The 22,772-nt window shown below is 56.7% G+C and carries 21 protein-coding genes; 10 read left to right on the top strand and 11 right to left on the bottom strand.

The features are described from left to right. Positions 1–34: 34 nt before the first annotated feature. Positions 35–700: a RadC family protein gene (radC, locus tag ACWKXX_RS12900; protein WP_006812419.1), complete on the bottom strand. Its 666-nt coding sequence runs from the start codon at positions 698–700 to the stop codon at positions 35–37. A 173-nt stretch (positions 701–873) separates the two neighbouring features. Between radC and coaBC the strand changes: the two genes are divergently transcribed. The 3 genes from coaBC to slmA all read left to right on the top strand — a co-directional run bounded on the left by coaBC (position 874) and on the right by slmA (position 3,239). Next, positions 874–2,085: a bifunctional phosphopantothenoylcysteine decarboxylase/phosphopantothenate--cysteine ligase CoaBC gene (coaBC, locus tag ACWKXX_RS12895; RefSeq protein ID WP_168728665.1), complete on the top strand. Its 1,212-nt coding sequence runs from the start codon at positions 874–876 to the stop codon at positions 2,083–2,085. Beyond that, complete coding sequence (gene dut, locus ACWKXX_RS12890; RefSeq protein ID WP_045350353.1) at positions 2,063–2,521, top strand: dUTP diphosphatase; 459 nt, start codon at positions 2,063–2,065, stop codon at positions 2,519–2,521. Before coaBC ends, dut begins: the two co-directional genes overlap by 23 nt. A 121-nt stretch (positions 2,522–2,642) precedes the next feature. Continuing rightward, positions 2,643–3,239, top strand: coding sequence for a nucleoid occlusion factor SlmA (gene slmA, locus ACWKXX_RS12885; RefSeq protein WP_003860901.1), 597 nt, complete (start codon positions 2,643–2,645; stop codon positions 3,237–3,239). Positions 3,240–3,321: 82 nt separating this feature from the next. Here the strand turns inward: slmA and pyrE are convergent, their stop codons facing one another. Both pyrE and rph read right to left on the bottom strand, forming a co-directional pair. Then, positions 3,322–3,963: an orotate phosphoribosyltransferase gene (gene pyrE / locus ACWKXX_RS12880; RefSeq protein WP_015570043.1), complete on the bottom strand. Its 642-nt coding sequence runs from the start codon at positions 3,961–3,963 to the stop codon at positions 3,322–3,324. 66 nt (positions 3,964–4,029) lie between these two features. Continuing rightward, positions 4,030–4,746 (bottom strand): ribonuclease PH, encoded by a 717-nt coding sequence (gene rph / locus ACWKXX_RS12875; RefSeq protein ID WP_015570044.1) that lies wholly within the window; start codon positions 4,744–4,746, stop codon positions 4,030–4,032. Positions 4,747–4,871: 125 nt separating this feature from the next. Here rph and ACWKXX_RS12870 point away from each other — a divergent pair, with 125 nt between their 5' ends. Together ACWKXX_RS12870 and ACWKXX_RS12865 are read left to right on the top strand one after the other, a co-directional pair. Continuing rightward, complete coding sequence (locus tag ACWKXX_RS12870) at positions 4,872–5,735, top strand: YicC/YloC family endoribonuclease (RefSeq protein WP_003860907.1); 864 nt, start codon at positions 4,872–4,874, stop codon at positions 5,733–5,735. A 208-nt stretch (positions 5,736–5,943) separates the two neighbouring features. Next, positions 5,944–6,561 carry a trimeric intracellular cation channel family protein gene (locus ACWKXX_RS12865; RefSeq protein ID WP_015570045.1) on the top strand — a complete coding sequence of 206 codons (618 nt, stop codon included), beginning with the start codon at positions 5,944–5,946 and terminating at the stop codon, positions 6,559–6,561. 26 nt (positions 6,562–6,587) lie between these two features. On the opposite strand, the gene etk is transcribed toward ACWKXX_RS12865, so the two are convergent. From etk to ligB, 8 genes are all read right to left on the bottom strand, one after another. Continuing rightward, positions 6,588–8,765 carry a tyrosine-protein kinase gene (gene etk / locus ACWKXX_RS12860; protein WP_017693966.1) on the bottom strand — a complete coding sequence of 726 codons (2,178 nt, stop codon included), beginning with the start codon at positions 8,763–8,765 and terminating at the stop codon, positions 6,588–6,590. A 22-nt stretch (positions 8,766–8,787) separates the two neighbouring features. After that, positions 8,788–9,231 (bottom strand): arsenate reductase/protein-tyrosine-phosphatase family protein, encoded by a 444-nt coding sequence (locus ACWKXX_RS12855; RefSeq protein WP_261665838.1) that lies wholly within the window; start codon positions 9,229–9,231, stop codon positions 8,788–8,790. After that, the gene (locus ACWKXX_RS12850) at positions 9,219–10,352 is read right to left on the bottom strand and encodes a polysaccharide export protein (protein ID WP_023295705.1); all 1,134 of its coding nucleotides are present in this window, start codon (positions 10,350–10,352) and stop codon (positions 9,219–9,221) included. Before ACWKXX_RS12850 ends, ACWKXX_RS12855 begins: the two co-directional genes overlap by 13 nt. Before the next feature lie 43 nt (positions 10,353–10,395). Continuing rightward, entirely contained in the window at positions 10,396–12,489 is a 2,094-nt protein-coding gene (locus tag ACWKXX_RS12845) for a YjbH domain-containing protein (protein WP_072201427.1), read from the bottom strand. Further along, positions 12,489–13,226: a capsule biosynthesis GfcC family protein gene (locus tag ACWKXX_RS12840; protein ID WP_023302877.1), complete on the bottom strand. Its 738-nt coding sequence runs from the start codon at positions 13,224–13,226 to the stop codon at positions 12,489–12,491. The genes ACWKXX_RS12845 and ACWKXX_RS12840 overlap by 1 nt, the downstream gene beginning before the upstream one ends. Then, positions 13,223–13,867 (bottom strand): YjbF family lipoprotein, encoded by a 645-nt coding sequence (locus ACWKXX_RS12835; protein WP_032620684.1) that lies wholly within the window; start codon positions 13,865–13,867, stop codon positions 13,223–13,225. Before ACWKXX_RS12835 ends, ACWKXX_RS12840 begins: the two co-directional genes overlap by 4 nt. A 115-nt stretch (positions 13,868–13,982) precedes the next feature. Next, positions 13,983–14,279: a hypothetical protein gene (locus tag ACWKXX_RS12830; protein ID WP_017383628.1), complete on the bottom strand. Its 297-nt coding sequence runs from the start codon at positions 14,277–14,279 to the stop codon at positions 13,983–13,985. 704 nt (positions 14,280–14,983) lie between these two features. After that, positions 14,984–16,654 (bottom strand): NAD-dependent DNA ligase LigB, encoded by a 1,671-nt coding sequence (gene ligB / locus ACWKXX_RS12825; RefSeq protein ID WP_261665839.1) that lies wholly within the window; start codon positions 16,652–16,654, stop codon positions 14,984–14,986. Between the two features lie 250 nt (positions 16,655–16,904). Between ligB and gmk the strand changes: the two genes are divergently transcribed. Genes gmk through recG form a run of 5 tightly spaced genes read left to right on the top strand, consistent with a single transcriptional unit; the run spans position 16,905 to position 22,771 of the window. Continuing rightward, positions 16,905–17,528, top strand: coding sequence for a guanylate kinase (gene gmk, locus ACWKXX_RS12820; protein ID WP_006177710.1), 624 nt, complete (start codon positions 16,905–16,907; stop codon positions 17,526–17,528). Between the two features lie 54 nt (positions 17,529–17,582). After that, positions 17,583–17,858 (top strand): DNA-directed RNA polymerase subunit omega, encoded by a 276-nt coding sequence (gene rpoZ / locus ACWKXX_RS12815; RefSeq protein WP_000135058.1) that lies wholly within the window; start codon positions 17,583–17,585, stop codon positions 17,856–17,858. A 19-nt stretch (positions 17,859–17,877) separates the two neighbouring features. Next, positions 17,878–19,992, top strand: coding sequence for a bifunctional GTP diphosphokinase/guanosine-3',5'-bis pyrophosphate 3'-pyrophosphohydrolase (gene spoT, locus ACWKXX_RS12810; RefSeq protein ID WP_033486997.1), 2,115 nt, complete (start codon positions 17,878–17,880; stop codon positions 19,990–19,992). A 4-nt stretch (positions 19,993–19,996) separates the two neighbouring features. Continuing rightward, the gene (gene trmH / locus ACWKXX_RS12805; protein WP_003860922.1) at positions 19,997–20,686 is read left to right on the top strand and encodes a tRNA (guanosine(18)-2'-O)-methyltransferase TrmH; all 690 of its coding nucleotides are present in this window, start codon (positions 19,997–19,999) and stop codon (positions 20,684–20,686) included. A gap of 3 nt (positions 20,687–20,689) precedes the next feature. Continuing rightward, positions 20,690–22,771, top strand: coding sequence for an ATP-dependent DNA helicase RecG (gene recG / locus ACWKXX_RS12800; RefSeq protein ID WP_261665840.1), 2,082 nt, complete (start codon positions 20,690–20,692; stop codon positions 22,769–22,771). Position 22,772 lies beyond the last annotated feature (1 nt).

The following is a 22,772-nucleotide window of genomic DNA, read 5'->3' as shown; positions in this document are numbered from 1 at the left end:
CAGACAAAGATCCCGATGGATCGCGAGAAAAGGCCTAAATCCAGCCACGTTCGGCAAAAGAAATGTACTCTCCGCGGCCAATTATCAGATGGTCCAGCACACGAATGTCCATGAATTGACAGCATTTGATAATACGTTCGGTAATTGCTTTGTCAGCTCTGCTTGGTTCTGCACAGCCAGAGGGGTGATTATGCGCGAGGATCACGCCGGCTGCATTCACTTTTATCGCTTCCCGCACAATTTCACGCGGATGCACCTCAACGTGACTCAATGTTCCCGAAAAAAGGCGGGTATGTTTCAGTACCCGGTTTTTGTTGTCGAGAAAGATCACCATAAAGATCTCCCGCTCCAGATCGGAGAGCTGGCTTTGCAGAAATTCGCGGGTCATGTCGGGGGTAAGGATCGGGTCTTCTTCCTCCATACGCACGTTGTAAAATCGCCGGGCCAGCTCGGCAATGCCCCGTAACTGGGCATATTTCGCCACGCCAATGCCCTCAACGTGCGTAAACGCCTCCAGCTCAGCGGTCAGCAATCCATACAGTGAACCGAAATGGTCTATCAGTTCTTTCGCCAGCGTAAATACCGTTTTCCCCGGCGTGCCTGTGCGTAAAAAGAGCGCCAGCAGCTCGTCGTCCTTTAACAACGTGACGCCATGACGCAGCATTTTTTCACGCGGTAACAGCAGTTCAGTCTCTTCCATGCCCGGCCTCCTTCTGTTTGCCATTATGCTGCCACAGGCAAATTCGGGGTTCGACGCTGGCATTTCGTTCTTGCGTAACGCCTCGCAAAGTGAATTAAGGACATCATCACCCCGTTTTAGGGATTGTGATAAAATGCCCGCTCTCTGGTGAAACCCAACAGGAAAGAATCATGATGAGCCTGGCCGGTAAAAAAATCGTTCTTGGCGTCAGCGGCGGTATTGCTGCCTATAAAACACCAGACCTGGTGCGCCGTTTGCGCGAGCGCGGGGCCGACGTACGGGTCGCGATCACCGAAGGCGGCAAAGCCTTTATCACCCCGCTGAGCCTGCAAGCCGTCTCGGGATACCCGGTATCCGACAGCCTGCTCGACCCGGCAGCCGAAGCCGCAATGGGCCACATTGAGCTGGGGAAATGGGCCGATCTGGTTATCCTTGCCCCCGCCACGGCAGATTTAATTGCCCGCGTGGCAGCCGGTATGGCGAACGATCTGGTAACGACCATTTGCCTCGCCACGCCTGCGCCCGTCGCGGTTGTGCCCGCAATGAACCAGCAGATGTACCGCAACGCCGCTACCCAGCATAATCTGGACACGCTGGCCTCGCGCGGCCTGCTGATTTGGGGACCGGACAGTGGCAGCCAGGCCTGCGGCGACGTTGGGCCAGGGCGTATGCTCGACCCATTGACGATTGTTGATATGGCCGCCGCCCATTTCTCGCCTGTCAACGATCTTCAACATCTCAACATCATGATTACCGCGGGCCCCACGCGCGAGCCGCTGGACCCGGTGCGTTACATCACCAACCACAGCTCAGGCAAAATGGGCTTTGCGATTGCTGCCGCGGCAGCCAAACGCGGCGCGAACGTCACGCTAGTGAGCGGCCCGGTGTCGCTTACCACCCCTGCGTTTGTGCAGCGTATTGATGTAACGACCGCGCTGGAAATGGAAGCCGCCGTACAGGCACATGCTCAACAGCAGCATATTTTTATCGGCTGTGCGGCCGTCGCTGATTACCGCGCCGAAACCATTGCCGACGCTAAAATTAAAAAGCAAGGTGATGAATTAACAATAAAAATGGTGAAGAACCCGGATATCGTTGCCGGTGTCGCCGCATTGAAAACTCATCGACCTTACGTTGTTGGGTTTGCCGCAGAAACGAATAATGTGGAAGAATATGCCCGGCAAAAACGTACCCGCAAAAACCTCGATTTGATTTGCGCGAACGACGTATCGCTGTCCACGCAAGGATTTAACAGCGACAGCAACGCATTGCACCTTTTCTGGCAGGATGGAGATAAAGTCTTACCGCTTGAGCGCAAAGAACTCCTGGGCCAACACTTACTGGACGAGATCGTTACCCGTTATGATGAAAAAAATCGACGTTAAGATTCTGGACCCGCGCGTTGGCGAGCAATTTCCGCTGCCAACGTATGCCACCTCCGGCTCTGCCGGTCTTGACCTGCGCGCCTGTCTTGATGACGCCGTAGAACTGGCGCCGGGTGCAACGACCCTGATCCCGACCGGGCTGGCGATTCACATTGCTGACCCGTCACTGGCAGCGGTGATCCTGCCGCGCTCTGGCCTGGGCCACAAGCATGGCGTCGTGCTGGGTAATCTGGTCGGCCTGATCGATTCTGACTATCAGGGTCAGCTGATGGTATCCGTCTGGAACCGTGGCCAGGACAACTTCACCATTGAGCCGGGCGAGCGTATCGCGCAGATGGTGTTTGTACCGGTGGTGCAGGCAGAATTTAACCTGGTGGCAGACTTCGACGCTACCGACCGTGGCGAAGGCGGCTTCGGCCATTCCGGGCGCAAATAACCGCCCGACAAACACGCATCTCACAGCGCCATAATGCAATAACAAACCGCAAACGTCAGTTTGCGGGTCGCTGTGTGGTTGCCAGCCTGACAAGTGCTTATTTTCAGGGGTATTTTGTAACATGGCAGAAAAACAAACCGCGAAAAGGAATCGTCGCGAAGAAATACTTCAATCTCTGGCTCTGATGCTTGAATCCAGCGACGGCAGTCAACGCATCACCACCGCAAAACTGGCGGCCTCTGTGGGCGTGTCAGAGGCGGCGCTGTATCGTCATTTCCCGAGCAAAACCCGGATGTTTGACAGCCTGATCGAGTTTATCGAAGACAGCCTGATCACGCGCATCAACCTGATTCTGAAGGATGAAAAAGACACCAGCACGCGTCTGCGTCTGATTGTGCTGCTGATTCTGGGCTTTGGTGAACGTAACCCGGGTCTGACCCGTATTCTGACCGGCCACGCGCTGATGTTTGAACAGGATCGTCTGCAAGGCCGTATAAACCAGCTTTTTGAGCGTATCGAAGCCCAGCTGCGTCAGGTTCTGCGCGAGAAGAAAATGCGGGAAGGCGAGGGATATAATACGGATGAGACCCTGCTGGCAAGCCAGATCCTGGCTTTTTGCGAAGGGATGCTCTCCCGGTTTGTGCGCAGCGAGTTTAAATATCGACCAACGGACGATTTTGACGCCCGCTGGCCGTTAGTGGCTGCTCAGTTACAGTAACGCCATCGCCGGATGGCGGCTTCGCCTTATCCGGCCTACGAACGGGTAGGCCCGGTAAGCGTAGCGCCGCCGGGCAATTGAATTATACGCCAAACTCTTCGCGGTATTGACGCACCGCCGCCAGATGATCAGCCATCTCAGGCTTCTCTTCCAGATACGCAATCAGGTCTTTCAGCGTGATAATCGACGTGACCTTGCAGCCATAATCGCGCTCCACTTCCTGAATAGCAGAGATGTCGCCGCGCCCGCGCTCCTGACGATCGAGCGAAATCAGCACACCCGCAAGCGTTGCGCCGTTAGCCTGGATAATCTCCATCGATTCACGGATCGCGGTACCTGCGGTGATCACGTCATCCACCAGCATCACACGCCCCTGCAACGCACTGCCTACCAGATTGCCGCCTTCACCGTGGGTTTTGGCCTCTTTACGGTTAAAGCAGTACGGTACGTCGCGGTCATGGTGCTCCGCCAGCGCTACCGCCGTGGTGGTTGCGATTGGAATGCCTTTGTACGCGGGGCCAAACAGCAGGTCGAAATCAATCCCGGAATCCACCAGCGCTTCGGCATAGAAGCGGCCTAACAGTGCCAGGTCGCGCCCGGTATTAAACAGCCCGGCGTTGAAGAAATACGGGCTTTTACGCCCGGATTTCAGCGTGAACTCGCCAAACTTAAGTACCTGCTTGTTAAGCGCAAACTCAATAAACTGGCGCTGATACGATTTCATGGATTTGCTCCTTTGTCTTTTCAGTCTTACAGGCAAAAAAAAGGCGACTCATTGGTCGCCTTAAAATCAATTTTCTAACGCCGCTTTCTGCGTCGCTACAATAGATTCGATTCCCCCTCGGGCCAACGCCAGCAAGGTGAGCAGTTCTTCGTGGGTGAATGGCTCGCCTTCTGCCGTACCCTGCACTTCAATGATGCGACCATCTTCGGTCATCACCACGTTCATGTCGGTTTCTGCGGCAGAATCTTCAACGTATTCCAGATCGCAAAGCGCCTCGCCGTTAACGATACCAACGGAGACAGCAGCAACCATCCCTTTCATTGGGTTGGTTTTCAGCTTACCGGCGGCAACCAGCTTGTTCAGGGCATCTGCCAGCGCCACACAGGCACCGGTAATAGAGGCCGTACGCGTGCCACCATCGGCCTGGATCACGTCGCAGTCCAGCGTGATGGTGAACTCACCCAGCGTTTTCAGGTCAACCGCGGCGCGGAGCGCACGCGCGATCAGGCGCTGGATCTCCATAGTACGGCCGCCCTGCTTACCTTTTGCCGCTTCACGGGCATTACGGGTATGGGTTGCGCGCGGCAACATACCGTATTCGGCGGTGATCCACCCCTGGCCCTGACCTTTCAGGAAGCGAGGCACGCCCTCTTCAATGGACGCGGTGCAAAGCACCTTGGTGTCACCAAACTCAACCAGCACGGAGCCTTCAGCGTGTTTTGTATAGTTACGGGTCAGGGTGACGGGACGCACCTGGTTGGCGCTACGACCTGCTGGACGCATGATGGATTCTCCGGCTTGAAACGAATGTGGCTGCGCATTATACGGATAAAGGACGCTTATTCCTATCCTGAGAAGCCCCTGAAAGCTATAATCCCCCCATCTCTCCTTTAAAAACGGGAATGTCTATGATCCGCAGTATGACCGCCTACGCCCGGCGTGAAATCAAGGGTAGCTGGGGTAGCGCTACCTGGGAAATGCGCTCGGTAAACCAGCGCTATCTGGAAACGTATTTCCGTATGCCGGAACAGTTCCGCAGCCTGGAGCCTGTGGTGCGTGAGCGTATCCGTACGCGTCTGACCCGCGGGAAAGTGGAATGTAATTTGCGTTTTGAGCCCGATGCCAGCGCACAGGGCGAACTGATCCTGAACGAAAAGCTGGCAAAACAGCTGGTTAATGCGGCGAACTGGGTCAAAATGCAAAGCGATGAAGGCGAGATCAACCCGGTTGATATTCTGCGCTGGCCTGGCGTGATGGCCGCCGGAGAGCAGGATCTGGACGCGATTACCGCTGAAATCCTGGCTGCACTCGATGGCACGCTGGACGACTTTATCGTTGCCCGCGAAACCGAAGGCCAGGCGCTGAAAGCGATGATTGAGCAACGCCTTGAAGGCGTGAGCGCCGAAGTCGCTAAAGTGCGCGCTCATATGCCAGAAGTGCTGCAATGGCAGCGTGAGCGTCTTGTCGCCAAACTGGAAGAGGCGGAAGTTCAGCTGGAAAACAACCGTCTGGAACAAGAGCTGGTGCTGATGGCGCAGCGTGTGGACGTGGCTGAAGAGCTGGATCGTCTGGAAGCGCACGTTAAAGAGACCTACAACATTCTGAAGAAGAAAGAAGCGGTAGGCCGCCGTCTCGACTTTATGATGCAGGAGTTCAACCGCGAGTCGAACACGCTGGCGTCTAAGTCTATCAATGCAGAGGTAACCAATTCAGCGATTGAGCTGAAGGTCCTGATTGAGCAGATGCGCGAGCAGATCCAGAATATCGAGTAATTCCTTTCAGGGTGGTGTTGCCTCGCACACCACCCATTACTTTTTCTAATCCTTATTTAGCCTTACTTTCTTTTCCTCCCGCCTTATCACAAGCCCGCCAGGCATGCGTTGATAAATTTCTGTAGGGCAAACCCCCTCGCCTTAGAAAATCTCAATCGTGATCTTCCGCACAAATCGCTAATCTCCTCCTCTTCATTCCGGAGGGTTTATGCTGCTTCACATTCTCTATCTTATTGGCATTACCGCAGAAGCCATGACCGGCGCGCTCGCTGCCGGACGTCGCCGTATGGACACCTTCGGCGTGATTATCATTGCCACAGCCACCGCGCTCGGCGGCGGGTCCGTGCGCGATATCCTGCTTGGCCATTATCCGCTCGGCTGGGTAAAAAACCCTGAGTACGTCATTATCGTGGCAACGGCAGCCGTGCTAACCACGATTGTGGCCCCGGTGATGCCTCATCTGCGCCGCGTGTTCCTGGTGCTGGATGCGCTTGGGCTGATTGTTTTTTCCATCATTGGCGCACAAATCGCTCTCGATATGGGTGAAGGCCCGGTTATCGCCACCATCGCTGCCGTGATCACGGGCGTGTTTGGCGGGGTGCTGCGGGATATGTTCTGCAAGCGTATCCCGCTGGTTTTCCAGAAGGAACTGTATGCCGGCATCTCCTTTGCCGCGGCAGTGCTTTATGTCGCCTTGCAGCACTATGTCACCAGCCACGATGTGGTTGTTATCTCCACCCTGCTGTTTGGATTCACCGCGCGTATGCTGGCATTGCGCCTTAAGCTGGGCCTTCCCGTTTTTCATTACAAACACAATGCGCATTAATGTCAGAACGGGCAGGCGCCGGATAATCAGTTACTCGAGTAGTTGTAACCGTAGTGATGATAGCCGTAGCCGTAAGCGTTGCTTGCCCGCTTAACGACGCCGTTGAGAATCACCCCTTTGGTATTGACGCCACTCTGCTCCAGACGCTGTACACAGACCAGCATCTCCTTCACGCTGTTCATCCCGAAGCGGGCGACCAACAGCGTGGTGCCTGCGCGACGGCCGACAACAGCCGCGTCGGTGACCGCCAGGATCGGTGGCGTATCGATAATCACCAGATCGTAGCGTTCATTCGCCCAGTCCAGCAGCTGCTGGAAACGCGTATGCATCAGAAGCTCCGCCGGATTAGGGGGGATCTGCCCGCGCACGATGGTATCGAACCCGCCTTTATCGAAGGTCTGAACGCCCTGGGTATACTCCGCCTTACCGGACAACATCTCCGATAAGCCGCAGGTATTGTCGAGCTTAAACAGATCATGGGCATACCCGCGACGCATATCCGCATCAATATAGAGCACTTTCTGGCCCGCCTGCGCCACGACGGCCGCCAGGGTACTGCTGACAAAGGTTTTACCGCTGTCAGGCGTGGCGCCAGAGATCATCAGTATATTGTTCGCTGACTCCATCATCGCAAAATGCAGACTGGTGCGCAGGCCGCGAATCGCCTCCACGGAGAGATCGACCGGGTTATCCGCCGCCAGGAAGGGGATATGTTTGGTCTTATGGCGCAGCCCTGAGGACATAAAGTCTTTTTTGCGCAAACGCATCTTTTTAGCCAGCCATTCCGACAGCGGTACGGTGGCATAGACGTTAATCCCATGCTCCTCCAGCTGCTCCGGCGTTTCAATGCCCATACGCAGCATACTGCGCGCCAGGATCCAGCCCACAGAGACGAACAGACCCAGGAGAACCCCCAGAACGACGACCAGCGCTTTTTTCGGCTTGACTGGCTGTGGCCGGGTCACGGCCGGATCGATAATGCGGACGTTACCAATTGCGCTCGACCGGGCGATGCTCAGCTCCTGTTCGCGGTTAAGCAGCTGCTGGTAGATAACGCGTCCCGACTCCACATCACGGCTCAGGCGCAACACCTCCTGCTGGGTCGACGGCATGGACGATACCCGTTTATTCAGGCGGTTTTTTTCCTGCTCCAGCGTCTGGCGTTTCTCAATCAGCGCCCGGTAGGTGGGGTGATCTTTTTTGTAGAGCTGCGAAATTTCCGCTTCCCGGAAGGTCAGTTCATTGAGCTGATTGTCCGCATTTACAATCTGCTCCAGCACCGCTTTTGCCTCTAGGTTCAGGTCAACGGAGTCATTTTGCTGGCGATAGCGGTTGAGCTTCTCCTCGGCCTGGTCCAGCTCGCTGCGCACCTGCGGAAGCTGCTGCTTCAAAAATTGCAGGCTTTTCGCATCCTGCGCCGCCTGGCGAGCCACGTTCTGTTGTAAATAGTTATCGGCGATGCAGTTAAGCACGCGCGCCATCTCATCGGGATCTTCCCCCGTGATGGTCAGGCCAAGCATCCCGCTGTCCTTGCTGCGCTCGCTCACGGAAAAACGCAGCTGTAGCGCGTCAATGGCCTCCAGCTCGCTCAGCTGTGTAATTGTAAATTGCGTACCCGGCTTCGCCTGGATATCGGCAATGGTAATGGCGATATTCGCCGCGCTCAGCGGCTGTCCCACAACGCCCTGTAACGTCACGTTATCGCCTTCCAGCTGATAGTGGCCCTTCTCGCCGACGGTCAGCGTCAGCTTTTGCGCCCGGCCCGCGACAGGGGGAAGATTGAGCATACTGACATCGAGGATGCCAGGCTGTTGCCCGGTGAGCCGCGCCCAGCCGCGTCCGACAAGGGGAAAATAGTTTTCACTGACCTGCGTGCGCAGGTTCAGGTCATCAATCGTTTTACCGAGGATCATGCGCGACTGGAGAAGCTGAAGCTCCGGCGCCGACTCCGGCGAGGAGTCAGGGATGAACTCGCTAAGGTTACTGAGTAGCGCGTTGCCCTGCTTCTGTTCCACCTGTATCAGCGCATCGGCCTGATAAACCGGTGTGGCAAAGAGCGCATAAAGCAGTGCCGCCAGCGTGAACAGCGTGGTAAGGATGAGAATAAATTTTCGGTGGTCGAGCAGCTCACCCAACAGGCGCACCAGATCGATCTCGTTATTCGCGGCAGACGCATCATGGGCATGAAGGTTATTTGTTGACATAAAACGTAACTATCCCGTGTGATTAACTGAGCCGTTTCGCCCATTCCAGACTGGCCTGCTCCAGCAGCCCATAAACATATTCAAATGCGTCCCGGTTTTTACGGTAGGGGTCCGAGATCTCTTTTCTGCCCGTCCAGTGACCAAAGAGCATCATTTTGCCGCGCGCCTCCGGTGCGATAGCCGTGACCTGCTCGATATGTTCCAGCTCCATCGCCAGAATCAGATCGTAGTCGCGCACCATGGCGGGGGTGAGCCTGCGCGCCACGTGGCCCTCAAGCTGGGTGCCGCGTTCGGCGGCGATCTCTGTCGCCTGTGAATCGGCGGTGCGCCCTTCCAGGCCACAAATTCCCGCTGAATCGACCCGGGCGGTGGGAAGCAGCTGGCGCAGCAGCCGTTCTCCAATGGGGGAGCGGCAGATATTGCCGGTACAGATCACCAGGATGGCGTTAAACGTTAGTTTGGCCATGTTCTGATATATCTCCCTGTTTCAGTCAGGTCATGTACGCCGGTAATGGTCGGCACAAGCTGAGAGATCACGCGGTTCCAGCGCACCAGCGGCGCGGTGGTGACATAGACGATGTCGTAAGGCTCAAGCTGAAATTCGGTGCTCAACACCATCGCGGTGGCATCCCGGGCGTTAAGCTGGTAGACGTTGGCGATTTTGCCGTTCTGCTTGCCCTGCAACGGACGAATCACAAAGATCCCCGTGGCGTCGGCCATATCCTGATTTACGCCCTGCGCATTACCCAGCGCTTCCGCCAGCGTCATGCCGCTACGGTCCATCTTCAGGGTGCTCTGTTTACCCACCTCACCCATGACAAACACTTTCAGGTCGTCATTACGGGGAATGAAGAGAATATCGCCCGGATAGAGGAGTTTGTTCTGGGTGAGATCGCCGCGCTGCATCAGCGCGTAGAGAGAAATGTGCGTGTCCTGGCCGTTATGGGTCAGCACCACGTGGCGCCAGTCCGCCTCCGACGTCAGGCCGCCTGCCGCATTGATCGCATCCATTATGGTCAGCGGAATGTTAGTGATGGGCTGCTGGCCCGACTTAGCCACTTCGCCCGTCACGTAGGCTTTTTGCGAGCGGAACGCCGCGACGCTGACATCCACCTGCGGGCTCTCAATCACCGAGTCCAGCCGGGCGGCGATCTCATCGCGCACCTGGGCCAGCGTTTTGCCGACGACGCGGATTTTGCCGATATAGGGGTAGAAGATCGTGCCATCGGCATTCACCCAGTTGCCCGTATCGCTGGCGCTACGGTACTGACCTGCGGGGGTGGTCAGCTCCGGGTGGTCCCAGACGGTAACCATCAGCACGTCGCCGACGCCGATGCGATATTGGTAGTTCTGAAGCTGGCGATCCAGTTCAGGATTCGCGCGGGAGTCGACTTTGCCAGGCAGCAACTGCTCCACCAGCCCCGGCGTGAGCGGATAGACGTTGACCATCTTATTCAGATCGTAATTGCTGTCAGGCAGATCGATAATATCTTTGCCCTGGGTGCGAAGTCCCTGGCCCGGTACGATAGTACAACCGCTTAACGCCATCATAGCCAACGCAAGCACGGAAAATTTAACGTTTTTCATTCAGGAAAATCATCTGGTTAAGTAATGCCTGTTTCATCCGGTACTACTGCCCTACCGGGGTTTCGCGTTCTGACGTCATGTCATAGAGCTGATATTTACGGCCTAACGTCTGGCCGCCATCACGCGTGAGAGGCGTCCACGAGACCACCGCCCGGTTGCGATTTGGGCCGATCGTCATCAGATCAAGCGGGATCGAGATGTAGAAGCCTTTGCTAAAGCCACCTTCGCCATAATCCTCTTTCGAGACGTTGGTCAGCGCCGCCCAGGCGCCTACCGTCACGCCGCTGTCGAATCGCTTCGCGACGTCGAGGGTGGCGCCTTTATCCTTCGCCAGGTACTGCCCGACGCTCAGCTTCATCAGCACGCTGTTGAGCTTCGCCGGGTTCCAGTAGGCGGTGATAAATCCGGTTGGCGCGCTGTAGTCGGTGAAGCGCATCATGTCGTCCCAGTCGCGCTGCTTGACGTAGTTCGCATCCACGCCCAGCGCCCAGTCGCTATCAAGCGGGCGCCAGAGCGCCTCTACTCCCACACCGCCGTACATGGTTTCGAGGTAGCCGCCATAAATCTGGGCATAGAAGCCGTGCCCCAGCGCATCGACATAGTTGGCCTGTAAGTTGTTGATGTAGACGTCATTGCTGACATAATCGCGAATATGGGTTCTGACGCGCGGCAGGCTGGAGTCAGCGGGAAGCAGCGAGGATTTGAACTTGTCGTAGTTGTTATAGAGGTTGGCGAACACGCCGCCGTCGAGCAGCAGACGATCGGTCAGCCAGTAGCTGGCGCTGGCCATCAACCCCACCTGGAACATATAGAAATCTTCCGGACCGCCCAGCGACTGCGCCAGCGTCGGTTTGACGCTGTAGCTGAAGCGATCGGCGCGAATACGGTAGCCGCGCCCGAACGCTGTGGTATCCACAGGCTCGACGCGCTGCTGCCTGAGCGCCTCCTCCTGGCCGAGCGGCTGTCCCGCCAGCTGTTTGCGCAGGCTGGTGACATCGGTTTGCGTCGTGACCAGCGGCAGATGGTCACGCCGCTGGGTGATAGCGATCGTGTCGACCCCGTCGGGCAGGTTATTGATCAGAATACGGTTGGCGCGATCCACCGCTTCGCGCGGATCGCGATAGCGATACTGTTCGCCGGTCATGTATAAGGTATTGCCGTGCTGAAGGATCTCCGGCGCATCGAAGCCTGCGTTGTACTTAAGCGCGGTGAGCTGGTTTGCCGCCGAGGTATAGTCCAGCGTCTCGCCTGCCGGTGCCGGTTTCCAGGCCGGTTTCGGGTTATCACGCAGCGCGGGGCGCAGATCGTTAAAGTTGGTCCGCAGGGTGAAGCCAAACATCAGCGTATTGCCGCGCTCGTAGCTGAGGTTGAGATCGGCCCAGTCGGCAACGCGATAGACTGCCCCCACGTTGATATGGCTCGACTGCTTAATGGAGCCGGCAAAATCATCGGCATAATTGTTGCCGTCATACTCGAGCTTCAGGCGCAGGGGCTGCCAGGGCGTCTGATACTGGAGGCCGCCAAACAGCGACGTCGGACCACGAAACATATCGCTAAAGCTGATATCCCCGGCATCATGTGATTCGCCGCGGGTGCAATACTTATTGTTGTCGTGGCACAGCGGGTTACCCACGTTGTCGCTATTACCGGGATATCCCCAGGCTATTCCAAAGGTAAAATCGACCGGTCCGGCCATTTTACTGGCAACCAGATATTCACCGTCGAACAGGCCGGTGCCCGCAATATCGCGCTTGCCGAGCGCCACCTGCGGCAGGCTATAGTCCTCTTCCCACAGACGAACCTTAAAATCGAACGACTTATCCTTGTAGCTTTGATCGCCGCTGAAATCCTCGTCGCTGCTATATTTGCGGGTGCGGACGTCGGTATAACGAATCGTCCCTTCCAGCCACGGAAAGAGCACGACCGAAGAGGAGTAAAAACGATACTGGTCGTTATCGCGGTAGTTGACGCTGAATTCCCCTTCCCGACCAAAGCGCGCGTCGGGCATTTGCATCAGGCCGGTGCCGCCAAAGTCGGACTGTGAAGGTCCGGTCGGATCGGGCCAGGTACGCAGTTCCGCGTGGCAGGCAGAAGAGATCGCCAGAGCAAGGCCGCTCAGTAAAAAAAGTTTGTTCATCAGTCAGGTATCCGCCGCGTCAGGAGCGCAACGATTTGCTCATTCAGACCGGTAAAATCGTCCGGCACCGCCCGGGGATCAAACCCCACCCACAGAACAGCGCCCGGCTCTGCTTCAATATGGCGTGCGTTCCAGTACGCCACCGGCGCAACAACCGTACTGCCGTCAGGATCGATAACGGTCACGTTATTCCTGTCGGCGCCAGCCAGCCGCAGCTGCCCCTGTAAGTAATCCCTGATGCTTGCGCCCGGACGCCAGGCCAGTTTCCCCGGTGTGGCGACCGCCCCCATCAGCGTGACGGTGCGGGGCGCAGGCGAGACCCACAGATCGTAACGGCCCTCAAGGGAACGATCGCCGCGGGCGTCGGTACGCACGGCGTCTGGATCGAGGCTGATAAACTGCCGCCCGACGATCCGCAGGGAGCGGGTCTGTGTAGCGACAGCGCGAATGGTCGCGATCCGCTCGTCATCGGCGCGATTCTGCCAGGCTGAAAGCGACGCCAGCACCTGCTGTTGCGTCTGTTGCGCTCGCCGCGTGGCGGAAGGGGTTGCGATGACAGCGCCCTGCCACCAGACGTTGTTCAGCTGCGGCTGGGTGACCAGCCGGGAGAGCGTATCGGCCTGTCCAGCAGACCACGTTTTGCCCGGCTGATGCACGGTAACGACGCTTGCGCATAAGGCGGGCAGGCTGAAGAGAGATAGCCCTACGCCAGGTAACCATTTTCTGAGTCTGTTCATGGGGCGGGCTTCAACATCGTCATGGCGACAGGGAATACGCCCGCGCCGAGCATCTGTTCGCTCTGGCGTACCTGGCCGGTGGCGGAATCAATCCAGAAGGTGTTATGCCAGCGACGATCGAGGCCGTCGGCCTGCACCGTCTCCTGCCAGACCTGACAACGTAGCGTGTTTCCGGCAAGGGTCAGGTTTTCCGTCCCGCTCAGGGAGAAGCGCGAGGTCAGGTGTGCGGAGCGATACCGCCCCTCTTCCTGCCAGCGCACATCACGCGACCACTGGCTGCCGTCGCGGAGCTGCGGCGTGTGGCGCAGCGGATCGTGCTCAAGATTGGTTACCTCAAGCAGGTTATAAGGAAGCTTGAGCGTGTGGATAAGGCGACCGTTATGCGTGACGATCATCGCATTATCCTGCGATAACCACTTACTGTTTCTCTGTTCGATGTATCCGAGAACCACCAGGATCCTCGGGCCATTATCCAGACGCAGGTACATGGTTGAGTATGGGAGCACCTGAATCTGCCCGTCCGTTACCGTCACATCCTGGCGCCCGTCCAGGCTGGCGTTAAAGGTCTCAATAATGCTCTGCTGGCTCGGCGTACATCCCTGGATCAGCAGAGTCATGATGAGCAGAATAAACAGTCTCACCAGAAATCCTTGATTAAATAACATTGAAATCAATTAAATACCCGGCTTTGATATCGCCACCGGGTCAAGTCGTTGCGCTGTTCAGCGCAAGGCTATATCGCCTTGCGCACCAGCCTTAGCGGGTAACTGTCGTCGTGGAAGTACCATTGCCTGAGTCATCGCCACTGTCGCTTGCCGCGACAACGGCTAACGTCGCTACGCCGGCAATCGCAGCGGTGGTGACAACAGCGGTTGTCCCAATCGCGCCTGCCGCCAGTCCCCCCGTAGTGCCAGCGGTAGTTCCCACCGTTGCTCCGGTTGTTGTACCGGTTGTTGCTGCGCTGGTGCTACCTGCTTCGGTGGTAGCGCCTATAGCAGGCAGGGCAGTCGCCAGCGTGAGTGCCGTCAGCACTGTACAAAGCGTCCTTTTCATTTTTGGTCCTCATTCAAATGAAGGAAAATATGAGCACCTGGAAACCAGGTCCCGGTTAACGGGCATAAAGCCCGGGGCTGAATTCCGGCCCGACAGGGACGGAAAATCATCCATGTAAAAGCCCTGGGCTCTGAACACCAGCGCATATAAACCGCCAGGATATATTTCGGTACCCTTAATTGCTTCAATTGGAGTTCAGATAGTTAACCCCCTCACGGGGCGCAAAAAGAAAGGAAAACGCAGAAGTGATGCGAAATGCACCCCAGCGGTAACTACCTTAAAAATTTTGGATAAGATAATTCTTATAATAATTTGACGCAATGATTTCCGGCAGAATAAATATGACTAATTGTTAACCAGAAAACACTCAACATATTATTAATAAAATAGTTAACCTACTGAAATTAAAAGCAACAAAACGATCAACACTCAGGCTGCATCACCTATAACTCCTTCATTCCCGGCTATTGCTCTCGATTAATAGTGATTGAGATCAATTAAGGCGTTCTCTCAAAGAAAATAAAAACGCAAGCAGAGCAAATTCTGAAACTGGGTTCAGGGATAACATTTCCTCAAAATATATTTACCATGAATAATTCATTTATATTCATAATTATTGCGTATATAAACCGCGTCTCATAAATACGCTATTCACGGCAGCGGAAGTGTGCCCCTTCGCCAGTCTGTTCAGGAGCGCACGCAGATTAAAATCCACCGATGTGCTCTGCGGCCAGCCATTTTGCCAGGGCATCAATCTGAGGCTGATGCAGCCAGTTTACGATCTGGCGGGCCTTCTCCTGCCCGACACCCGGCAGCATCCGCCACTCCGCTTCGCTTCGCTGAATCAGCGCCTGCCAGGTGCGATCCCCTGCCGCCTTGAGCGTCGACCGGGCCAGCGGTATTCCCATCGCGGTGATCCAGCGGATAAAAGGACGCTCCCGCGCCAGGTTAAACTGATGCCACAGCACAGCGCCATGCGATGCCGATATCCCCGCCGTCGCGGTGAGCTGCGCCTGCGTGAGCTGTAGCCAGGAGAAGAGGTGCTCAAACCGATGCGCCTGATAGAGGGTCCGCCATCCTGATTCGCCCACTCCTTCGATATCTAACGCCTGCCTGGAACTTAGCCACGTCAGCCGGGCAAAAAATTGCTCCATGCACTCCGGGGAGGCATAGAAACAGGTTAAGCCGTTATAGCGCGATGAGGGCGGCTGCGGTTTACGGCGATCCACATTGCGCCACACCACGTTATCCAGCCGGGGAATACCTTGTCCCGCCAGGCTTACCAGCACCTGATCGCCGGGGGCAATATCCAGCCTCTGCCAGCGGTTAACCGACCCTAAGCTGACGCGCTGTACACGTTTATCGTCGAGCATCAGCGGCTCAAGCTGCGCAATCGCGGTGATCCGCCCGGTACGGCCAACGGTAAAGTGAATCGCTTTGACTTCCGTCACCTGGGCCACAGGAAGGTATTTCCATGCGACGACCCAACTCCCTTCCCCCGGCAGCCATCGCTCGCCCGGCGGCTCTGCCGAGGCGCGAACCACAATGCCATCCGTGGCGAAGGGCAACGAAGCCTTAAACCAGGCCGTCCGCTGCGCCTCCACGTCAACCGCGTTTTTAACCGGCAGGGTATAGCGGGCCGTCAGGGTAAAACCTGCCTCCGCCAGCGCGGAAAGGCGTGCTTTCATCGCTTTTGGGCCGTCCGGCCAGGCCCAGATAAAAATGCCTGTCTGCTTCAGCGCTGCGCGATCGGTCGCGCGCATCATCGCTCCCGCTACCTTCGCACGCGCGTTCATCCCTCCCATCCGCTGCTGGATATGCCCCTCGCGCAGCAGAAAAAGTTCACCCTGCAACACGCTGTTGGCAAGCGGCCCGGCCAGCGTTTGCGGAATAGCGGGGATCATTCGCGCCTGTGCCGTCCACTCTTCCCCCTGTAAGCCGTCGCCCCGGCTAATCGCCTGCACCAGCTTGCCGTTTTTGTAGACCAGGGTGACCGCAACACCATCCACCTTTGGCTGTACCCAGAGATCCTGCTGCGTCGCCATCCAGCGGCTAAGCGCCTGCTTGCTTTCTACCTTATGCACGCCGGTATGGGCGAAGGGATGTTTCACCGTCCCACTGGCAGCTGGAAGATCGTCGTGCAGCGGTTCATCGTGAAAACAGCGCTGCCACTGTTTTAAGCGGGCGTTAAGCCTGTCGTAAACGTCGTCGCTCACCTCGCTGCTGCCCTGCTTCCAGTAATCATCATTCCAGCGGGTCAGCTGCGCCTTCAGGGCCGCGATCTCCTGCCCGGCTTTAGCCGGTGACCAGACCGGGCAGATAGCCATCGCCCCGCTGCTTAAGAAGATCATCAGTATGCTTATCCATTTCACCATTATTACCCCTCCCTGTTTTGCGAAGGGTATACCCTGCCCGGGAGCCGCAGACCAGCTGCAAAATTGCATTTTACGAGCGCGCTTCAGCGCATTGTTTTTATTGCAGCAAAAGGAAGGTAAAAGCTGAAAACGGCACGCAAAATTTAATCATCCACGGGAAAAAGTGTGACAAAGGCTACGTCACACAGCGGCGACGTGTATAATAAGCCCGTATGTAGGACTTCTTCGTTAACACATACAAAAGACTCTCATGGCTCAAGGCACGCTTTATATTGTTTCTGCCCCTAGTGGCGCGGGTAAATCCAGCCTAATTCAGGCACTGTTAAAAACCCAACCGTTGTACGATACGCAGGTTTCTGTTTCTCACACCACGCGAGCACCGCGTCCGGGTGAAGTGCACGGTGAACACTATTTCTTTGTGAATCACGACGAATTCAGAGCGATGATTGGCAGAGACGCGTTTCTTGAACACGCAGAAGTTTTCGGTAACTACTACGGTACTTCGCGTGAAACCATTGAGCAGGTACTGGCGACCGGCGTGAACGTGTTCCTGGATATCGACTGGCAGGGCGCGCAGCAAATTCGTAAGAAAATGCCTGATTCGCGCAGTATCTTTATTTTACCGCCATCGAAAGATGAACTGGATCGCCGCCTGCGTGGTCGCGGCCAGGACAGCGAAGAAGTTATCGCGAAGCGTATGGCGCAGGCAGTTGCAGAAATGAGCCATTACGCGGAATATGATTACCTTATTGTGAATGATGATTTTGATGCCGCGCTGAGCGATCTCAAAACTATCCTTCGCGCAGAACGTCTGCGTATGAGCCGCCAGAAGCAGCGACATGACGCATTAATCACCAAACTGTTGGCAGACTGAACCCACTTTCAGTATCATGCCCAGTCATTTCTTCACCTGTGGAGCATTTTAAGTATGGCACGCGTAACTGTTCAGGACGCTGTAGAGAAAATTGGTAACCGTTTTGACCTGGTGCTGGTCGCCGCGCGTCGCGCTCGTCAGATGCAGGTAGGCGGTAAAGATCCGCTGGTACCGGAAGAAAACGATAAAACCACCGTTATTGCACTTCGCGAAATCGAAGAAGGTCTGATCAACAACCAGATCCTCGACGTGCGTGAGCGCCAGGAGCAGCAAGAGCAGGAAGCCGCTGAATTACAAGCTGTTACCGCTATTGCTGAAGGTCGTCGTTAATTAAACCTGCGGGTCGCCCTTGTATCTGTTTGAAAGCCTGAATCAACTGATTCAAACCTACCTGCCTGAAGACCAGATTAAGCGTCTTCAGCAGGCGTATCTCGTTGCACGTGACGCTCACGAGGGCCAGACACGTTCAAGCGGTGAACCCTATATCACGCACCCGGTAGCGGTGGCCTGTATTCTGGCCGAGATGAAACTCGACTACGAAACGCTGATGGCCGCCCTGCTGCACGACGTGATCGAAGATACCCCTGCCACCTACCAGGACATGGAACAGCTGTTTGGCAAAAGCGTTGCCGAGCTGGTGGAAGGGGTCTCTAAGCTTGATAAGCTGAAATTCCGCGACAAGAAAGAGGCGCAGGCCGAAAACTTCCGCAAGATGATCATGGCGATGGTGCAGGATATCCGCGTCATTCTCATCAAACTGGCTGACCGCACCCACAATATGCGCACGCTGGGCTCACTTCGCCCGGATAAACGTCGCCGCATCGCCCGTGAAACCCTCGAAATTTACAGTCCGCTGGCGCACCGTTTAGGTATTCATCACATTAAAACCGAGCTGGAAGAGCTGGGTTTTGAGGCGTTGTACCCGAACCGCTATCGCGTGATTAAAGAGGTGGTGAAAGCCGCTCGCGGTAACCGTAAAGAGATGATTCAAAAGATCCTCTCTGAAATCGAAGGGCGTTTGCAGGAAGCGGGCATTCCGTGCCGCGTGAGCGGTCGCGAAAAGCATTTGTACTCTATCTACTGCAAAATGGTGCTCAAAGAGCAGCGTTTTCACTCGATCATGGATATCTACGCGTTCCGCGTCATCGTCCACGATTCAGACACCTGTTATCGCGTGCTGGGGCAGATGCACAGCCTGTACAAGCCGCGTCCGGGGCGCGTCAAAGATTACATCGCCATTCCAAAAGCGAACGGATACCAGTCTTTGCACACCTCCATGATTGGCCCGCACGGTGTCCCTGTTGAGGTGCAGATTCGTACCGAAGATATGGATCAGATGGCGGAGATGGGTGTCGCGGCGCACTGGGCTTATAAAGAGCACGGCGGCGAAAGCAGCACCACCGCGCAAATCCGCGCCCAGCGCTGGATGCAGAGCCTGCTGGAGCTGCAACAGAGCGCAGGTAGCTCGTTTGAATTTATCGAGAGCGTTAAATCCGATCTCTTCCCGGATGAGATTTACGTTTTCACGCCGGAAGGGCGCATTGTCGAACTGCCTGCGGGCGCGACACCGGTCGACTTCGCTTACGCCGTGCATACCGATATCGGCCATGCCTGCGTAGGTGCCCGCGTCGACAGGCAGCCTTATCCGCTGTCGCAGCCGCTTTTCAGCGGACAGACGGTGGAGATCATTACCGCGCCGGGGGCACGTCCTAACGCCGCCTGGCTGAACTTTGTCGTGAGCTCAAAAGCGCGCGCAAAAATCCGCCAGCTGCTGAAAAACCTCAAGCGCGACGACTCCGTTAGCCTTGGGCGTCGTTTGCTCAATCACGCGCTGGGTGGCAGCCGCAAACTGGCAGAGATCCCACCAGAAAACATTCAGCATGAGCTGGAGCGTATGAAGCTCGCCTCGCTGGATGACCTGCTGGCAGAGATTGGTCTCGGCAACGCCATGAGCGTGGTCGTGGCGAAGAATCTGCAACAAGGCGAAACGACAGCCGTTCCTGCCACCACGCAAACTCATGGTCACCTGCCGATCAAAGGCGCTGACGGGGTGCTCATCACCTTCGCCAAATGCTGCCGTCCTATCCCGGGCGACCCGATTATTGCGCACGTCAGCCCAGGTAAAGGGCTGGTGATCCACCATGAATCCTGCCGTAACATCCGTGGCTATCAGAAAGAGCCAGAGAAGTTCATGGCGGTCGAGTGGGATAAAGAGACGGCGCAGGAATTTATCACTGAAATCAAGGTGGATATGTTCAACCACCAGGGTGCCCTGGCGAACCTGACGGCAGCGATCAACACCGCCTCATCCAACATTCAAAGCCTGAATACGGAAGAAAAAGATGGCCGCGTTTATAGCGCCTTTATTCGCCTGACCGCCCGTGACCGTGTGCATCTGGCCAATATTATGCGCAAGATCCGCGTGATGCCGGACGTCATTAAAGTCACCCGTAACCGAAACTAGCATTATGAATTCAAAACGTTACGAGCGAATCTGCGAAATGCTCGCCAGGCGTCAGCCTGATCTGACGGTCTGCATGGAGCAGGTCCATAAACCTCATAACGTCTCTGCTATCGTCCGCACCGCAGATGCCGTCGGCGTGCATGAAGTCCACGCCGTCTGGCCAGGCGCACGTATGCGTACCATGGCCTCCACCGCCGCAGGCAGCAACAGCTGGGTATCCGTGAAAACTCACCAGACTATTGGTGAAGCGGTCTCGCACCTGAAAGGGCGTGGCATGCAGGTTCTGGCAACCAACCTCTCTGCTAAAGCCGTGGATTTCCGTGAGATCGACTACACCCGTCCAACCTGCATTTTAATGGGCCAGGAAAAAACGGGGATCACGCAGGAAGCACTGGATTTGGCCGACCGGGACATCATCATTCCAATGATCGGCATGGTCCAGTCACTCAACGTGTCGGTCGCCTCGGCGCTGATCCTGTATGAAGCGCAGCGCCAGCGTCAGAATGCCGGAATGTACGAGCGCAGCAACAGCATGCTGCCGGAAGAGGAGCAGCAGCGCCTGCTGTTTGAAGGTGGCTATCCGGTGCTGGCTCGCGTTGCGAAGCAGAAGAAATTGCCTTACCCCCACGTCAACGCGCAGGGCGAAATTGAAGCCGATGCCGAGTGGTGGTCCACCATGCAGTACGCGGGGTAAATCATGAAAGGCCGCCTGCTGGACGCCATACCGCTCAACAGCCTGACGGGCGTGGGCGCGGCACAAAGCAGTAAACTGGCGAAGATAGGCCTGCACACCGTGCAGGATCTCCTGCTCCACCTCCCCCTGCGCTACGAAGACCGTACTCAGCTTTATAAGATTGGCGATCTGCTGCCCGCTATTTACGCCACCGTTGAAGGGGAAGTGCTGAACTGCAACATCACCTTTGGCGGACGCAGGATGATGACCTGCCAGATCAGCGACGGCACCGGCATTCTCACCATGCGCTTTTTCAACTTCAATGCGGCAATGAAAAACAGCCTTGCCACTGGACGACGCGTACTTGCGTACGGTGAAGCCAAACGGGGCAAATACGGCGCGGAGATGATCCACCCGGAATACCGCGTGCAGGGCGATCTCAGCTCACCTGAGCTACAGGAGACGCTCACGCCGGTCTATCCAACCACTGAAGGCATTAAGCAGGCTACGCTGCGCAAGCTCACCGACCAGGCGCTGGAGCTGCTTGATACCTGCGCCATTAACGAGCTGCTGCCGCCGGAGCTGGCGCAGGGCATGATGAGCCTGCCGGAGGCGTTGCGCACCCTGCACCGTCCACCGCCAACGCTTCAGCTTGTTGATTTAGAGAGCGGGAAACACCCCGCCCAACGGCGTCTTATCCTTGAGGAATTACTGGCTCACAACCTGAGCATGCTGGCCCTGCGCGCAGGTGCGCAGCGCTTCCACGCGCAGCCATTAAGCCAGCTTGATGAGCTCAAAGATAAGCTGCTGGCCTCACTGCCGTTTAAACCCACCGGCGCCCAGGCGCGGGTGACTGCCGAGATCGAACGCGATATGGCGCTGGATGTGCCGATGATGCGCCTGGTGCAGGGCGACGTGGGTTCCGGGAAAACGCTGGTCGCCGCGCTGGCCGCTTTGCGCGCCATCGCCCACGGTAAGCAGGTGGCGCTGATGGCGCCGACGGAACTGCTGGCCGAGCAGCACGCCAACAATTTCCGTAACTGGTTCGCCCCGCTGGGAATTGAAGTGGGCTGGCTGGCCGGGAAGCAGAAGGGCAAAGCGCGCCTTGCGCAGCAGGAAGCCATTGCCAGCGGGCAGGTGCAGATGATTGTCGGCACGCACGCCATTTTCCAGGAACAGGTGCAGTTTAACGGCCTGGCGCTGGTCATTATCGACGAACAGCACCGCTTTGGTGTTCATCAGCGTCTGGCGCTGTGGGAGAAAGGTCTGCAACAGGGCTTCCACCCGCATCAGCTGATCATGACCGCCACGCCGATTCCGCGCACCCTGGCGATGACGGCCTACGCCGATCTGGATACCTCCACCATCGACGAACTCCCCCCGGGCCGTACGCCGGTGACAACGGTCGCCATTCCGGACACGCGCCGCAGCGACATCATTGACCGCGTGCGCAACGCCTGCACCCACGAAGGACGTCAGGCTTACTGGGTCTGTACCCTGATTGAAGAGTCTGAGCTGCTGGAAGCGCAGGCTGCCGAAGCCACGTGGGAAGAGTTAAAGCTCGCCCTGCCGGAGCTGAACGTCGGTCTGGTTCACGGGCGCATGAAGCCTGCCGAGAAGCAGGCGGTGATGCAGTCGTTCAAACAGGGCGAGCTGCATTTGCTGGTCGCGACCACGGTCATCGAAGTGGGCGTGGACGTGCCGAACTCCAGCCTGATGATTATTGAGAACCCGGAGCGCCTGGGCCTGGCGCAGCTCCACCAGCTACGAGGCCGCGTGGGCCGTGGCGCGATCGCCTCTCACTGCGTGCTGCTCTACAAAGCCCCTCTGTCGAAAACCGCGCAGATGCGTTTGCAGGTATTACGCGACAGCAATGACGGCTTCGTCATTGCGCAAAAAGATCTGGAGATCCGCGGCCCGGGCGAACTGCTGGGCACGCGTCAGACGGGTAACGCCGAATTTAAAGTGGCGGATTTGTTGCGCGATCAGGCCATGATCCCCGAAGTACAACGCCTTGCGCGTCATATTCATGAACGCTACCCCGAACAGGCGGCAGCGTTAATTGAACGCTGGATGCCGGAAACCGAGCGGTATTCCAACGCCTGAC

It is taken from the genome of Enterobacter sp. UPMP2061, assembly GCF_053709615.1.
Note: the sequence above shows the minus strand (reverse complement) of the source record. Positions and strands in the feature narration are given on the sequence as shown.